The organism is Algoriphagus zhangzhouensis (genome assembly GCF_900148515.1).
GTDB classification, from domain to species: domain Bacteria; phylum Bacteroidota; class Bacteroidia; order Cytophagales; family Cyclobacteriaceae; genus Algoriphagus; species Algoriphagus zhangzhouensis.
In genome coordinates this window covers 399,166-413,711 of sequence record NZ_FRXN01000003.1, presented here as the reverse complement: position 1 = coordinate 413,711, position 14,546 = coordinate 399,166, and the positions used below count along the sequence as shown (strand labels likewise).

The 14,546-nt window shown below is 38.6% G+C and carries 13 protein-coding genes; 3 read left to right on the top strand and 10 right to left on the bottom strand.

Translation table 11 applies throughout. The features are described 5' to 3' along the window. Position 1: 1 nt before the first annotated feature. Complete coding sequence (locus BUF13_RS12155) at positions 2 to 1,117, bottom strand: glycosyltransferase family protein (protein WP_073572070.1); 1,116 nt, start codon at positions 1,115 to 1,117, stop codon at positions 2 to 4. Continuing rightward, complete coding sequence (locus BUF13_RS12150; RefSeq protein WP_073572069.1) at positions 1,114 to 1,992, bottom strand: UDP-2,3-diacylglucosamine diphosphatase; 879 nt, start codon at positions 1,990 to 1,992, stop codon at positions 1,114 to 1,116. Before BUF13_RS12150 ends, BUF13_RS12155 begins: the two co-directional genes overlap by 4 nt. 256 nt (positions 1,993 to 2,248) lie before the next feature. Here BUF13_RS12150 and BUF13_RS12145 point away from each other — a divergent pair, with 256 nt between their 5' ends. The 3 genes from BUF13_RS12145 to BUF13_RS12135 all read left to right on the top strand — a co-directional run bounded on the left by BUF13_RS12145 (position 2,249) and on the right by BUF13_RS12135 (position 6,746). Then, positions 2,249 to 3,208, top strand: coding sequence for a glycosyltransferase family 2 protein (locus BUF13_RS12145; RefSeq protein ID WP_073572068.1), 960 nt, complete (start codon positions 2,249 to 2,251; stop codon positions 3,206 to 3,208). A gap of 106 nt (positions 3,209 to 3,314) precedes the next feature. Next, a complete protein-coding gene (locus BUF13_RS12140) occupies positions 3,315 to 5,789 on the top strand; it encodes a S9 family peptidase (protein ID WP_073572067.1) in 2,475 nt (824 codons plus the stop codon). A gap of 204 nt (positions 5,790 to 5,993) precedes the next feature. Then, entirely contained in the window at positions 5,994 to 6,746 is a 753-nt protein-coding gene (locus BUF13_RS12135) for an SDR family NAD(P)-dependent oxidoreductase (protein ID WP_073572066.1), read from the top strand. A gap of 49 nt (positions 6,747 to 6,795) precedes the next feature. Here BUF13_RS12135 and BUF13_RS12130 read toward each other — a convergent pair whose 3' ends face one another. From BUF13_RS12130 to BUF13_RS12100, 8 genes are all read right to left on the bottom strand, one after another. Then, positions 6,796 to 7,284, bottom strand: a complete 489-nt coding sequence (locus BUF13_RS12130) for a GyrI-like domain-containing protein (RefSeq protein WP_073572458.1) — start codon at positions 7,282 to 7,284, stop codon at positions 6,796 to 6,798. Positions 7,285 to 7,288: 4 nt separating this feature from the next. After that, positions 7,289 to 8,020: a VIT1/CCC1 transporter family protein gene (locus BUF13_RS12125; protein WP_073572065.1), complete on the bottom strand. Its 732-nt coding sequence runs from the start codon at positions 8,018 to 8,020 to the stop codon at positions 7,289 to 7,291. A 65-nt stretch (positions 8,021 to 8,085) separates the two neighbouring features. After that, on the bottom strand, positions 8,086 to 8,463 hold the full coding sequence (locus BUF13_RS12120; RefSeq protein ID WP_073572064.1) for a hypothetical protein: 378 nt from the start codon (positions 8,461 to 8,463) through the stop codon (positions 8,086 to 8,088). A 116-nt stretch (positions 8,464 to 8,579) separates the two neighbouring features. Beyond that, on the bottom strand, positions 8,580 to 10,151 hold the full coding sequence (locus BUF13_RS20525) for a formylglycine-generating enzyme family protein (RefSeq protein ID WP_166669829.1): 1,572 nt from the start codon (positions 10,149 to 10,151) through the stop codon (positions 8,580 to 8,582). Beyond that, entirely contained in the window at positions 10,144 to 11,358 is a 1,215-nt protein-coding gene (locus BUF13_RS20520; protein WP_134204446.1) for a hypothetical protein, read from the bottom strand. The genes BUF13_RS20525 and BUF13_RS20520 overlap by 8 nt, the downstream gene beginning before the upstream one ends. Positions 11,359 to 11,451: 93 nt before the next feature. Continuing rightward, positions 11,452 to 12,261, bottom strand: coding sequence for a sialate O-acetylesterase (locus BUF13_RS12110; RefSeq protein WP_073572063.1), 810 nt, complete (start codon positions 12,259 to 12,261; stop codon positions 11,452 to 11,454). A 16-nt stretch (positions 12,262 to 12,277) separates the two neighbouring features. Continuing rightward, entirely contained in the window at positions 12,278 to 12,859 is a 582-nt protein-coding gene (locus BUF13_RS12105; RefSeq protein WP_073572062.1) for an alpha-ketoglutarate-dependent dioxygenase AlkB, read from the bottom strand. 49 nt (positions 12,860 to 12,908) lie between these two features. Further along, positions 12,909 to 14,525, bottom strand: a complete 1,617-nt coding sequence (locus BUF13_RS12100) for a glycosyltransferase family 39 protein (protein WP_073572061.1) — start codon at positions 14,523 to 14,525, stop codon at positions 12,909 to 12,911. Positions 14,526 to 14,546 lie beyond the last annotated feature (21 nt).

Here is a 14,546-nt window from a genome sequence, read left to right as displayed (position 1 = left end):
CTTAGCCAATTTCCAATGCCGGAGTGGTGGTTTCCCAAGTAACTTCCTCCTTGGATAATAGATTTTGAAGTATTTCTCCCCAGGAATTTTGCCATTGAATAAATTCCTGGGGAGTTTTTGTTTGCTCCAGTGGCTTATTTTCCAAAAGGCTAAAATCAAAGCAAGAGGATGTGATCCCGATTTTTCTATGTTGGATTTCCAAAGCATTGCAAGCTTGCTCGTATTGGCCTTCCACAGGGACCACCATAATTTGTTTCCCCAAATACATGGCCTCGCACACCGATTCAAATCCAGCCGTACAAACTAGACTCTTGCAAGTTGCCATGTCTTGCAGAAAACTTTTATCATTGACTTGATGAAAAGTTAGATTGGGAAGTGCCTGAACAGTTTCTGAGGCATCTTTTTTATCCCAATAAACTTTTATTTTTTGATCTGGAACTTGTTTTGCATACTTGATGACATCTTCCGAGTAGCCTGGATTGACTAAGTAGGTCAGTAAAAAATCTCCAGATGTTGGTTCGAGGTAATTGATCTCAGGTCTCAATAGCGGAGGAACTATCTGGGTTTTTCCTTCAGAGTTTAATCTCTCAAATGACAATGCCAATTGGGTTTTTGCACCAAGAGAAGTGATTTGAGTATTGAGTTTAAAAAGAGACTTTTCCAAGGATCTCCCTTCTGGGAAAATGAATTCAGAATGGTTGACCAAGTATTGATGTCCAATAACCCAATATTCAGCTTTGGGTCTAAAAATCAAATTGTAAAGTCCTCCTAATTGGTCGTAAAAATTGACAATGATGTCTGGTTGGTGGTTTTGTACGATTTTGTGGATTTGCCAAAGACTTTGAAGGTATTTGGGAGTTTGAATCAGGTTTTTGGAGATGGTTTTGCTTAAACTGATTCGTTTTTCATTTTTGTCACAGACAAAGTTCGGACTCGGAATCCAATGGATGGGAGCGGAGATTTCTCTTTTGAAAAAGTCCGGGATGGCACGTCTCTTACTTTTTCCCAGAACAACACCACAGACAGTGTGTCCTTGAGTTCGGACTAACTTGGCAAAAGAAATAGCTTGGGTCATGTGCCCTCTTCCTTCCCCCTGAACTAAAAATAAAAATTTCATGATCTAAAAGCTGGTGGTTCGATTTGATCGTCATTGTTCCGGTCAAAAGAAACCTGTTTCAACGGAATAATATCGGAATTTTTCTCGTTCTCTCCTTCGAAAAAGGATGAAATGTGCAGATTTGCAGAACTTTTGAAGTCTATTTCATTATAATAGATCAATTGCCAGTTGCTGTCTTCATCTTCTGCAAGGGCTGACATGGTCTCCACCCAATCACCTGAATTGAGATAATGGATTCCATCGATATAGCGATTTTCTGCCTTGTGTATATGTCCACAGATGATTCCGTCACATCCCTTTGCCTTAGCCATTTTTGCCAGTTCTTCCTCATACTGATCGATGTAGGAAACGGCTGATTTTACCTTGCCTTTGATATATTGGGAGAGTGAAAAATATGGAAGACCTCTTTTGATTCTGTAGTGATTGACTACTCTATTTAGCCAAAGTAGAAAAGTATATCCCACATCTCCGATATAAGCGATCCACCTGAGATTTGTAGTGATGCTGTCAAACACGTCTCCATGAGTAATGAAATATTTTTTGCCATGACTTTCGTAAATCATGTCGGTTTGGATCGAGAGATTCCCGATCTGAAGAGGTAGAATTTGATCTAAAAAATCATCGTGATTTCCTCTCAGATAGACCACGTTTGTTTTGTGGTTTTCTATCATTTTGATGATTCGATTGAAAAAGCGAGTATGCTTTCTTTTCCAGCTACCCGATTTTTTGAGTTGCCAACCGTCGATGATGTCCCCATTGAGAATGAGGTTTTCACATCGATATTGTTTTAGGAAGCGGGCAATTTCTTTGGCTTTCGAACCTTTTGTGCCCAAGTGGACATCTGAGATGATGATAGTTTTGAAATGTGTCTTCACTCTGTTGGTTTTGATCGAAAGGTATACCCTCAATATAAAACCATGATGTTTAGTTTGTTAAGTGATTGTCATGATTTCAAAATAATCTTTGGTTTAGATGAAGAAAAGGTTAAGTAGATGTGAAATGTCTATATCCCAGGTACTGATTTAGTTAGATGGAGAACTAAATTTCTTATAATTATGAAAAAATATTAGAAATCGTCTTAAAGAATTATATTTTTAGGTTCTGTTTAATGTAATTTTTAATCGAATAAAAATGGATATAAGTATTGTTTTAGAGTGGGAAAACGCTGTTTTGGCAGAGTTGCAAAGAACAAAGGAACTACTGATTCAAATATTCAATCAAACCAACAAAAGGTCTGAGACGATTGAGATGTTGATTCTTCACAATGAAAAACAAGTGAGCAAAAAATTTATCGAGGATTTTATCGATGAAGTTGTTGCAGAAAATGATTTGAAAGTTTCAATTCCTTATTCTGTAATTGATGTGGAAGATGCTCATTATTTTGAGTTGAAGAACCAAGGTGTAAAGCTGGCAAAAGGTGAAAAGATAATCTTTCTAGATAGTGATATTATACCTGGGGCTGATTGGTTAGAAATTATGCTAGAAACTCATAATCAATATCCAGATTCAGTAGTTTCTGGTTATTCTTATATAGATTATTCAGATTTAGTTGGAAAAGCTTTTGCTTTATCTTGGTTTTTTCCTCTCCCTCCAGTTGCTTCCAAATTGGATGAAGTAGGATTGATTTTTTCCAATAATTATATTGCAAATAGACAATTGATGCTAGAAAATCCTTACCCTGAGATGAATGAGGGAATTACAAGAGGAGCAGACACTTTGCTCTGGGAGCGAATGAAAGCAAAAGGAATAAAGCTTTATAAGCATAGTGGAGCAACAGCATCTCATCCATGTCCTAATGGCGCTTCTCATTTCTTTACCAGGGCTTTGGCAGAAGGCAGGGATGATTATGGTCGCCTGTTTGAAAAAGAGTTTTTTCATAAAAACCCATTTAAACGATTCTTTAAGATTTACCTTTTTAGAAGTAAAAAAGCTATCAAATCTAGTTTCCAAAATGGTAAAAGAGTTGATCTGAAAACATTTGAATTGCCTTTTACGGTAGGGATCATGTTAGTCTATTATCAATTTTATTTTGCCGGAGGTCTATTGACCAAATTATTTCCAGATTATACAAAGTCTAGTTGGAGAATTTGAGTCCCTTCTCCTCCTAGTTTGAGCGTGTTTGGTGTTTTTATTCAAGCGGTAAAGAGTCATTAAGCCTCATTTTTTAGCTTCGCTTAGAATATCAACTCAAATAACTATGCGAAAAATTTTACTCCTTTCCGGGTTCTTTGTTCTGGCTTTTTCTGCCTTTTCACAGGAACCTGTTTACAAGGGGAATTATGAATTGGCAGCACGATTTTCTCCAGAAAAGATGAGGAAAATGGTGTTTTCTACTTCCGTAAATCCCCATTGGATGAAGAAATCAGACCGGTTTTGGTATGAATATGAGACAAGTGAAGGCAAAAATTGGTATGTAGTAGACCCTGTTAGAAAATCAAAAACTGAGCTTTTTGACAGAGATAAACTTGCAGCTGAAATCACCAAGGCTGTTAAGGATCCTTATGATGGTCAGCATTTGAAATTGGATGATTTGAAACTGATGGATGATGAAAATACGATCCGATTCAAAGTGAAATCTACAGCTGATGTCCTGAAATCTGATTGGGATGAAATCAAGGCCAAAAACAAAAATGCGAAGGATTCATTAGAGAAAAAGACCCATACATTTTTGTATACCATATCTAACCAAACTTTAACTGAAGTTGAAACTGAAAAAGACCCAAAGCGACTTTCTTGGGCTAATATTTCACCTGATTCCTCTAAGGTAGTTTATGGCAAAAACTACAATTTGTATTGGATGGATAAAGAGAACTTCTTGAAGGCTGTCAAAGATGAAAAAGATTCTACTATCGTTGAAAATCAATTGACAACAGATGGGGAAAAGGATTACGAATATGGTTGGGGAGGCCGCGGAGATGATAATGTCGAGGAAGAAAAGAAAAAGGATGACAGAAAGAGAGTAGGGCTTCTTTGGAGTACAGATTCCAAGCAGTTTGTCATGACAAGATCTGATTCAAGAGAGGTAAAGGACCTTTGGGTAATTCACAATACTAGGGATCCTAGACCAACTTTGGAGACTTACAAATACGCCATGCCAGGGGAAAAAGAGCAGCCACAATCAGAATTGCTTCATTTTTCATTCGAATCTATGGAACTGAACAAGCTTCCTGTTTCAACCTTCAAAGATCAGACGATATCTCTTTGGTCAATAACACCTGCTGCCAATACAAGAGATGATGACTTTAGACCTGCGACTTGGTTGGGAGATTTGGATGAATTTTATTTCGCATTGACATCCAGAGATTTGAAAAAAGTGGATGTGGTAAGATGGAATCTAACTACGAATGAGAAGGAAGTTCTGATCGAGGAAAGAAGCAATACCTATATCGATTTTGACAAATTGGAATTGGTAGGAAATGACATGATCTGGTGGTCAGAAAGAGATGGTTGGGCACATCTTTACCTCTATGGAAAAGATGGATCGATGAAACGTCAATTGACCTCAGGCCCTTACCATGTGAGCGGAACCGCAAGAGTTGATGAGAAAAATAGAAAAGTCTATTTCGTAGCAAATGGAAGAGAAAAAGGAGAAGATCCTTATTACGAGCACTTGTATTCTGTTAGTTTGGATGGAGGAGCCGTAAGTCTGTTGAATTCAGGGGACTTTACTCACGACATAAGCATCAATGACAATGCAAGCTATTTCGTGGATACTTATTCAAGAGTAAATACCACTCCAGTTTCCGTTTTGAAAGACAGAAGTGGTAACAAAGTAATGGATTTGGAAACCACCGATTTGAGCCAGCTTTTTGCAGCAGGTTATCAATTCCCAGAACCATTCAAATTCAAAGCTGATGATGGAATTACCGACTTGTATGGAGTGATGTATAAGCCTTTTGATTTTGACTCTACAAGAAAATACCCAATCATTGAATATGTCTATCCAGGTCCACAAACCGAGGCTGTGAACAAGGCTTTTGGCAGCAGATTGGATAGAACTGACCGTTTGGCTCAGTTCGGCTTCGTAGTAATCACTCTTGGAAATAGAGGAGGTCATCCAGCTCGATCCAAGTGGTATCATAATTATGGCTATGGAGATTTGAGAGATTATGGTTTGGCTGATAAAAAGGCTGCCATTGAGCAATTAGCTGATAAGTACGATTACATCGATAGAAACAAGGTGGGAATCCATGGTCACTCAGGAGGTGGATTTATGTCCACTGCAGCCATGTTAGTTTATCCAGATGTGTTCAAAGTGGCTGTTTCATCAGCAGGTAATCATGAAAACAACATCTACAACAGATGGTGGTCTGAAAAGCATCATGGAGTTAAAGAGCAAATTTCTCCAAAGGGTGATACAACCTTTGTTTATCAGATTGAAAAGAACCCTGATCTAGCAAAAAACTTGAAGGGTAGACTGATGCTTTCTACGGGTGGTGTTGATAATAATGTTCACCCAGCTAATACCATTCGTATGGCAGAGGCATTGATCAAAGCTGGAAAGAGATTTGATTTTGTAATGCTACCGGGACAGAGACACGGTTATGGTAATATGACAGAGTATTTCTTTTGGAGAATGGGAGACTATTTTGTGCAGCATCTTTTGGGAGACAATACACCTCCGCCAGTTGATATGATAGAAATGCAGAGGGACAAGCCCTTGACTAAATAAACGAATTTTCAAAAGCCCGATTTTATTAAGAATCGGGCTTTTTTGTGCTATTTGACTGGAGATCTTGTTGTTATACGCTACTCCAAAATCGTTCTTTCAAAAGGTGAGAAATGTCATGGATTATTTGGGTTTAAAAGTGACTTTTTGAGAACCGAAAGGAGCCTCGGGATGTTTTCTAACCATAATAACCAATCAATTAAAACTATGTTATTGTTAGAAAATAAGGTGGCCTATATTTCAGGTGGAGGCTCAGGAATCGGAGAAGCTATTGCAAAAGCATATGCCAAAGAAGGAGCCAAAGTTGTAGTATCTGATATTAATTCTGACCACGGTCAAGCAGTCGTTGATTCCATTAAAAAAGATGGAGGAGAAGCTATTTTTATCAAAGCTGATTCTTCCAGCGCAGAAGAAAACAAGAGGGTCGTTGAGGAAATTGTAAAAGCTTATGGAAAACTGGATGTGGCATGTAACAATGCGGGTATCGGAGGTCCAGCAGCTTTGACGGGAGAATATGATGTGAATGCCTGGGATAAGGTCATAGGACTAAATCTAAATGGCGTTTTCTACGCTTGTCGCTATCAGTTGGAGCAAATGGTGAAAAATGGAGGAGGAAGTATCATCAATATCGCTTCCATACACGGAACTGTTGCCGCACCTATGAGTCCTGCCTATACAGCATCCAAACATGGTGTTGTCGGGTTAACCAAAAATATTGCTGCCGAGTATGGTCAGCTAGGTGTTCGTTGTAATGCAGTTGGACCTGGATACATTGCTACTCCACTTCTTGACAACAATTTAACTGATGATATGAAAAAGATGATTGCCGGTAAGTCTAGCATGAATCGTCTGGGTACTCCAGAAGAAATCGCAGATTTGGTAGTTTTCTTAGCCTCAGATAAGTCATCCTTTACAACAGGATCTTATTTCATCGCTGATGGAGGGTATACCGCTGTTTAATTTCAGCATATAGGAACAAAAAAGACCCAATCTCTTGGGTCTTTTTTGTTTATTTTCTTTTTACTGGAATATAAATATCCTCTTCGGAATCAGGACTTCCATTTTTATACTTTTCTCCCAAAACCTCAAAATGCGGTCTTTGATCCAGTTCAAACTCAGAAGTAGGCAGCCATTGAGAATAAATCAATTGAAAAATTCGGTTGTCAGTCGGTAATCCTTTGTAATGAAATACCGCATATTTCCCCGCAGGAATAATCAATTGATCCAGTCCTTCAGGGAGGTTTTCAAATGAATCGACTTCTGCCCCTGCCCATTTTTCGAAAGTCTTTTCTGCTGAAAAATTCTCAAAATGGTCGGGTTGGTAGATGGTGATTGAAAGTAAATCCGGGGAAACTCGGTTTCGGATTTCTTTTATTTTTGGCGAAAATTTCTGCCAAATTTCAGCCACATTAAAATTTGCCAAACTGATTTCGGACTTCTTTCCGATTACAAGCTTTTCAGAAATCTGAACAAGCGTAAGATTTGGGAATTGATCCATTTTCTTAAACATTTACTCCAAATAGAGATCCTACCAAGGCGGTTAATCCCATGGCCAAAGTGCCCCAGATTGTGATCCGAATAATGGCTTTAAAAATGGGCGATCCGCCTGTTTTGGCAGCAAGTCCACCCATTAGTGCTAGAAATACAATCGAAAATCCGTACAATGAAAATTCCATGGATTCAACTGGGGCAAGCAAGGTTACTAGAAGTGGGAGTATGGCCCCTAAGGTGAAAGAAGCACCCGAAGCCAATGCTGCTTGAATTGGGTTTGCTTGGCTGATTTCATTGATCCCTAATTCATCCCGAACATGGCTGCCCAATAGATCAAACTCCATCATTTCCTTTGCAACTTGCTTAGCAGTTTCGGGTTGAAGGCCCCTTTTTTCATAAATTTGAGCAAGTATTCTTTCCTCTGCTTCAGGCATATCTTTCAATTCCTGAGCCTCTCTTTTGATATCAGCTTTTTCGATGTCAGTTTGGGAACTAACTGAAACATATTCACCAGCAGCCATAGACAAAGCTCCAGCAACTAATCCTGCTACTGTAGCCAAAGCGACAGGGTCTCTTGTACTACTCGCAGCTGCAACCCCAATCGCAATACTAGAAACAGAAATAATTCCATCATTGGCACCCAAGACCGCCGCTCTCAACCAATTGCTTCGATTGATATAGTGATTGTCTAAATAATTATCTAGAGTAACTTGAGGTTTTGAGGTGGTGTTTGCTTGATTCATGACTCGATTCTTCTTGGAGTAATTTACAAGAAGAATCGAAAAAATGTCCCAGTATAGGAGTCCTTTTAATTATACTCCTTGATCAAAAGCGTATATTTTTTATCCTCCGGGAATTCTTGGATCGGCATCCTGCTGCTAATGTAAGGAAGCTGTTGGATTCTAAGTGTGAAATCCATTTCAGGTTGCGGATTTCTTTTGAATTTAATACCCATTTCACTCGGTTCCCTATTGTAAAAAACTGGAGTTTGGACCAAATCGGCCTTGTTAAAAGGTTTGTTCAATGAAATAGTAGGTTCCTTTTTTGAAAAATCGATTGAAGGAAAATCACCCATTGGTACACCAAATTTGATGTTACCCTTATATTCAAAAGAAGGTGAATCTTGGGTATATCCTTGAAGAGAAAATAGAAAAGTGAAGCAAGAAAAAGCTAGTAGATATTTCATTGTCATAGAGTTTATAACTCAAAATAAGATGAAAAGTAATTGAATACTAATATTTTAACATTCATTATGCGATAATTTAAGTATATAGAGGAGAGAAGAGAATAGCGTTGGTTGGATTAGTTTGCATCCATGACACATCGAAACCCAACAGTTGCATTTCTTTCAAATCCCTGACTTACTCTCAACAATTGTTGGCGATGAGTTAATTCTCTTGGACCACCTTGAACATACCACCAGGACCCAGAAGGTTTGAAATAGGAACCACCTTTTAAGATGATATATTTATGACTTCCTGATTGGTATTCATCCTGAGTCAGTTGCCATACTGAACCAACCAAATCTTGAATTCCCCAAGGATTGGCTCCTTTCGGATGTACACCAACTGGATCTAATTTTCCATTTCCTAAATTTACCAATGTGGAATCAATTCCTTCCAAATGGACAAAGGTCAAAGTTTCAGTTACTGGTTCAAGCCTTCTAGTAACTGGAGTTTTCTGATTCCATGGCCACTCTCTATCTTCACCAGCTTGTGCAGCATATTGCCATTCTGCCTCGGTTGGTAGTCGTTTTCCTGCCCAATCGGCATAGGCTTTGGCATCTTCCAAACTCACATAGATCACGGGTAGGTTTTCGATTCCTTTTGGGATTTTACCATTCTCCCAATGCTTCAAGAAGTTGGATGGATCAGTTGGTTGATATCGGCTGGCAACAAGAAATTCCTCAAAATCTGAATTGGTAACAGGGAATTGGTCCATCCAAAATGATTCCATGTCAATTAATTTTCCTTCATCCTGTTTTGGATAAGGAATGAATGCATCTCCATTGGTCGTTTTGTATTCAAATTTTCCTGAAGGAACCATAACCATTTGATTGGGACCTTCTTGGGGAATGCCTGTTTTTCGAGAAAAAGATATTCGTCGAGGAGTTCCTGGTTTAAGATTGAGGATGATTTCATCTTTAAGTATTCCCTCTTCCAAATATTGTAAAACAAAGTCTCCTTCATATCGACCAAAATGCTCTGAAATTCGAATGGACTGATTCTTTGCCTCCAAAATAACAGCCTCATTTTGATAGCTTGGGCTACCTGCCCAAAGTCTTATTTCACCTTTATTTCTTGTGCTAGAAAACAGGATAAAGTCCCCATCTATTTTTCCTTCAAGGATAATTGGGAATTGAGCAATGCAATCAACAGCACCTTCATTGTTGGTTCCTAATTCATATTCAGGAAAAGCATCAGTCTTTGCTTCTACCATCCATTTCCCATTTACCTGAATAGGTTCCAAATTTTCATGATACCAGATATCTACAAAGTGACTCTTTTCATCAGGTTTTACCTCGAATAAATTCCCTTTGTAGCCTTGTGGGATAGTACTGTAAATGGTATAAACAGTCTTTTCATCTGCTTTCCATTCATTTACCCAGATATTGTCCGCTGTAGTCGGAAGGAGGGGGGTATAGCCTCGAGAAGTAAAATTGAAAGTGTTTTCACGTAGGATCCTTGAAGTTTTTCCCAAGAAAAAGTATTGCTCCTCAACCCAGTCCGGTTGACCGGGAGCCATGATGTTTATTTCAGTGCCATACCCATTGAAAAAAGCCGTGGCAAACTCCCTTTTGATTTTTTCCTTGAAAAGCTCCGCTACTCTGAAAATCGCAAATTCGGGTTTGATTAATTTGTTCAGATTAAGCATCGGAGGAGTAAAGTGCATTATGGACTCTTCCTGAAACAATTGTAGGCATGGACTTAGGAACTGCCATCCCTTCACTATACATGATTACTCCTGATTTTGCCCGATCTGCAGCGTCCTGAAATTCTTTGCCAGCCTCTGCTTTTGTATCCAAAACTACCCCATCAGCATCCGTGGCCAAAATCAAATCATATAACCCTTCAAAATGGTCTTTTTCTTCAGTTCCGACATCCCAAGGGTTGTAACAAACAAAAAACTTGGTCCCTTTTTCTCGGCTCAATTGAGCCTGTGATCTCATGGCTTCTAGTCCCCCAGGAAGGTCTTCGAATAGCTCAAATTGATTTCTTTGATCCAAACCTAAAGTTGGCCAAGTAGGCCAGATACTGACCACATCATCGCCTCCGTAAAGCTTTTTGCCTCTGGCTAAAAAGTCCTGTAAAGTATATTCTTCTTTGTCTATGTCATAGTAAAACTTGTCCCAAGCATACATCAGGTGCATGATGTAGCTATGACGAATCCATTGAAGATCTTTCCTTTCGAAAAGCTCATTTTCAAAATAGGCTATGTCACAAAGCATTTTTCTCTGAAATACTTCAGTTAAGCCATTTTGCCAAGTTCCAGAATAAGGAAGAAGGTAAAAAAGGTATTCTACAGAGCCACCTGGGAATAAATAAGTTTCAAATCTTCTTCGACTACCTTTTTGGATACTTTCTCGGTCCCGTCTGGTTAGCGATGCTATTTTTGATTCTCCATCTAAATCCAACCCTGCATATCCAAGATCCCATGCATTGTCAGGAACGATCACGTTGACTGGTACCTTGCCAGGCAAGAAAAGGTGTGTTCTTGAAAGTCCATGATTTCCATTTCCAGTGATGTAAACTTCTGTTCCTTCTTTTGAGAAAGGAATGACATTGTGGAGCTGAATCGTGTCCTGGGAAATGTTGCTAAAAGTGATTTTCCAATGACCTCCATCTTGACTCATGGAAACAGCCAATTGATCAGAAGGCTGAATCGAAGAAAAAAGTGATTCTCCTATTTGATAAGAAAATAAAGGGACAGATCTACCGATTTGGAAAGTTTGCCCTTTGATTTGAAATGATTCTATGGATTGATCAGAACCAAGTTGAAATGAAATATGAGCTTCTTGGGAAAATCCTTTTAAAATGGTAAGAAAAAGCAACGACAGGAGAATGAAATATCTTGAACTCATAGGGGGAGTGGATGAATTCCAAGATAAAAAATGCCTTGATGAATGGAAAGGGTTTTAGTCCAGATGGTTTAGAAAGAAAGTGCCTCTTAGCTTTCAATTTTCTTTTAATATTTCCAGTAATTTTTCACCAAATCTTTCTCCTAATTCCAATTGGCCTTGACTTGAATAGTGAAGATTGTCTCCCCATTTATCTAGATTGTCCGTAGAAATGAGGAAGGTGTTTTTAATCTTATCAGCTGTTTTAACCTGAGCTCTATTTACGGTTTCCAAGGCTAAATAAGTTTCTAGGGGTGGATTTACCTTTCCAAAAAGAAATGGAAGGGATTTATGATCTAGGTCTTTCCTGAGTGATTGAATTAGATATTTGAAATTTTTGTAATAATCTTTTCCTGCCTCTGGGACTCTGGCATCTCTCTCCCCCTGCATCCAGAGAATTGCCACAGGTTCAGTTTTAAGCCCATTGGTTAAGCTGTCTGTCAACTCCAGAAGTCGGGCGTACATGTTTCCAAACTCAGGGTGTCCGGTAATTTTAGCTTTCTCAGCATCGTATTTTGGAGCCCAATCCAGAAGTGAGGAACCACCAATTGCGTATTTGATGAAGATGAATTTTCGATCAGGAAAGTTTTCGCTTAGCGTTTTTGCAAGCCCTATTTCAGGCCCAAAGTTCCCAGATTGCTTTTTCATGTTTGAATTCAATCCGAAATCGAAAAAATGGATGTTTCCGAAATTCATAGGACTCAAATCTGATACTTTTCCTAATCCTTCCATATTGGATTGACCAGCCAAAAGTATGACTTCATAGGGTTCTTTTGGGTCCAGGTTTTTTGAAAATTGGATGATTTCTTGGGCTGAAAGCTGAATAGTGAGTACTAAAAAAGAGAGGAGAGAAAAAACTGTTTTCATGGATTCTTGCTATGGATTAAAAGCCGTACCTTCTGAATGTAAGATTGATTCTTGGATTGATATAGGAAGGGTTGACTGGGAGGCTGTGATCATAATTATTCTGACAGTTTTCTCCCATGATGATCATGCTTCCATGCCTTAATACTTTTGAATATATTTCCCAGGATTCTTTGTTTCTCAATTGAAACTCTCTTTCCTCCCCTAGACTGATAGAAGGTATCGTCGTTGTATCTCCAAAGGCAGAGAAATCACAGTGAAAATCAACTCCAGAGTTTCCATTAGGATAAAATACTAGCACACAAACCTCAAAATATTGCCCTACATAGGATTCGATTTTCTTGGTTAAAGCGTATAAACTTTCGGTTTTTTCCATGCTATTTCCCCAAAATTCAAAAGGAAAGGCATTTTGATTTTTAAGTTCTTTTTCTAGAAAAATTATTTTTTTAAAATCCGTCTCTACAACTTCTCCAGAAAAGGTTTTGAATTTGTAATCTAGAGGTTTTACAAGGTCAAAAAGTTCTTGAAATAGCTCATTAGCTTCATTTGTCTCCAAAAAGTCTTGAAGGTATTCAGCATGACAGTTCAAGGGAAGCTTCATGTAGGGTTTGGTTTTATTTCCTCAAAATACATTTTTCAGCAATGAATCCTTAATCTCTTTCTTCCCAAAGTTGTTTTTTCTCTTTGATCTCGCCTGCAAGAATAGAATTGACGTCTACTTTGGCTCCTCTTAGGTAGTGAACAGTGGTTCCTTTCTCACGTGATAAGGGGTTTGTCACCTTCCCAATCTCTTTATATTCCTCAAAGAAATTTAATTCTCGGTCTGTGATTTCTTCACCAGCCATCCATACCAATATCAAGTTGTCTATAGGCTCTTCAAGATCAAACCAATAGAGGTAGTCGGCATTCATGGTAAAAGCTTCCAATCCTGGTGTTTTTGTATAAAAGTTGATGGCGCCAGCTTCTCCATAATTATCGCAAATGATGAGAGTTCGGCCATCTTTTGGCATTTGGGCATAGGCTTCATCTACCAATCCTGCTAACTCCGACCACCCCAGCATATCTGAAAAATCCTGAGGAATAGGGTACTCTTTTCCGTCCTCCCATGTGTTTAAACCTAATTTGGAATAGGGTGGAGGTGATTCTAGAATTTTTTCAGGAGAATAAAATGGATGAATAAGGTCAAACGCCAATGAAAAAAGAATTGGCGGAATGATCAAAATTAAGGTTTGGATCAGGTATTTCTTTTTTGAAAAAAGAGCAAGGATCACTGTAATACTCATTTCAGGAACTACAGGGGGAGTATTCCCATCTGGGTTCGGCTGTTTTGATTTTGACGGGATCCATTGAGATACCCAGATTGAACCAAATGCAATTAGAACGGGATACATTCCTATGGCATAATAGCCCTTGGCATGTAGATAGGTAAAAATCCCCATCGTGAAAATATAGGTCCAGCCAATGAACCTATATTTCTTGGTTTTTTTCGAGGTCAAAACATAAATCAGACCCAGGAACCATAATCCAAGGGAAGGGTAGAAAAATAAAATCTGGTCCATCCAGAATCCCAGTCGACTATTGTTGACCAATTGATATTCCTTCAATAATTCCATGTGTCTAAGCACTGGGAAACCATGGTTGATTTGCCATATGATGTTTGGCAAAATCAAGACAAAAAGAAGTAAAATGGAATAATAGAGATGCTTATTGGAAAATAGACTGCCTTGCTTGGTGATCAACAAAGCAGGAAGTAAACCAAATCCCAAAAAGGCAATATTATATTTATTGAGTGCTGCCAGAGCAAAAGTCAGCGCCATCCCATAGAGCCATTTGTTTTCTTTGTGTTCAAAATACCTGATCAAAGTATATGGAATCAGGGTATAACACAGGATATCCACCGAATTGGGTTGATAGAGCATATTCAGACGGATCATTGCTGAGCACAAGAGGGCTACAGAGGCTAAACTTTGAGCAAAAAGGTTTCCTCCAAGCCTTTTGATCATATCCCATACTATGGCGATAGTCAATGCTCCAAAAAGGGCTGGAATAAATCGAGTCCAAAATTCTCCTCCTCCTAAAAAATGAATCAATAAAGAAACCCAGGAGGTAAAAGGAGGAACAGATAAATAGCCCCAAGCCAAATGTCGTGCTTGGTCTAAATGCAAAAATTCATCCCGATGTAGTTCAAATTCGGGATGAACTGCGATGTATTGCAATAAGAACTTTGCTAAAATGAAAAAGGAAAATACCAAAGTTGACTTTTTCATATAAGCTGATTTTTAGAGCTT

What these genes read in the sequence shown, in the direction of transcription:
- BUF13_RS20525 (WP_166669829.1), bottom strand. Translation starts at nt 10,151, where the DNA reads ATGCTTAATCTGAACAAATTAATCAAACCCGAATTTGCGATTTTCAGA.
- BUF13_RS20520 (WP_134204446.1), bottom strand. Translation starts at nt 11,358, where the DNA reads ATGAGTTCAAGATATTTCATTCTCCTGTCGTTGCTTTTTCTTACCATT.
- BUF13_RS12130 (WP_073572458.1), bottom strand. Translation starts at nt 7,284, where the DNA reads ATGGATCAATTCCCAAATCTTACGCTTGTTCAGATTTCTGAAAAGCTT.
- BUF13_RS12145 (WP_073572068.1), top strand. Translation starts at nt 2,249, where the DNA reads ATGGATATAAGTATTGTTTTAGAGTGGGAAAACGCTGTTTTGGCAGAG.
- BUF13_RS12100 (WP_073572061.1), bottom strand. Translation starts at nt 14,525, where the DNA reads ATGAAAAAGTCAACTTTGGTATTTTCCTTTTTCATTTTAGCAAAGTTC.
- BUF13_RS12105 (WP_073572062.1), bottom strand. Translation starts at nt 12,859, where the DNA reads ATGAAGCTTCCCTTGAACTGTCATGCTGAATACCTTCAAGACTTTTTG.
- BUF13_RS12135 (WP_073572066.1), top strand. Translation starts at nt 5,994, where the DNA reads ATGTTATTGTTAGAAAATAAGGTGGCCTATATTTCAGGTGGAGGCTCA.
- BUF13_RS12120 (WP_073572064.1), bottom strand. Translation starts at nt 8,463, where the DNA reads ATGAAATATCTACTAGCTTTTTCTTGCTTCACTTTTCTATTTTCTCTT.
- BUF13_RS12155 (WP_073572070.1), bottom strand. Translation starts at nt 1,117, where the DNA reads ATGAAATTTTTATTTTTAGTTCAGGGGGAAGGAAGAGGGCACATGACC.
- BUF13_RS12140 (WP_073572067.1), top strand. Translation starts at nt 3,315, where the DNA reads ATGCGAAAAATTTTACTCCTTTCCGGGTTCTTTGTTCTGGCTTTTTCT.
- BUF13_RS12110 (WP_073572063.1), bottom strand. Translation starts at nt 12,261, where the DNA reads ATGAAAACAGTTTTTTCTCTCCTCTCTTTTTTAGTACTCACTATTCAG.
- BUF13_RS12125 (WP_073572065.1), bottom strand. Translation starts at nt 8,020, where the DNA reads ATGAATCAAGCAAACACCACCTCAAAACCTCAAGTTACTCTAGATAAT.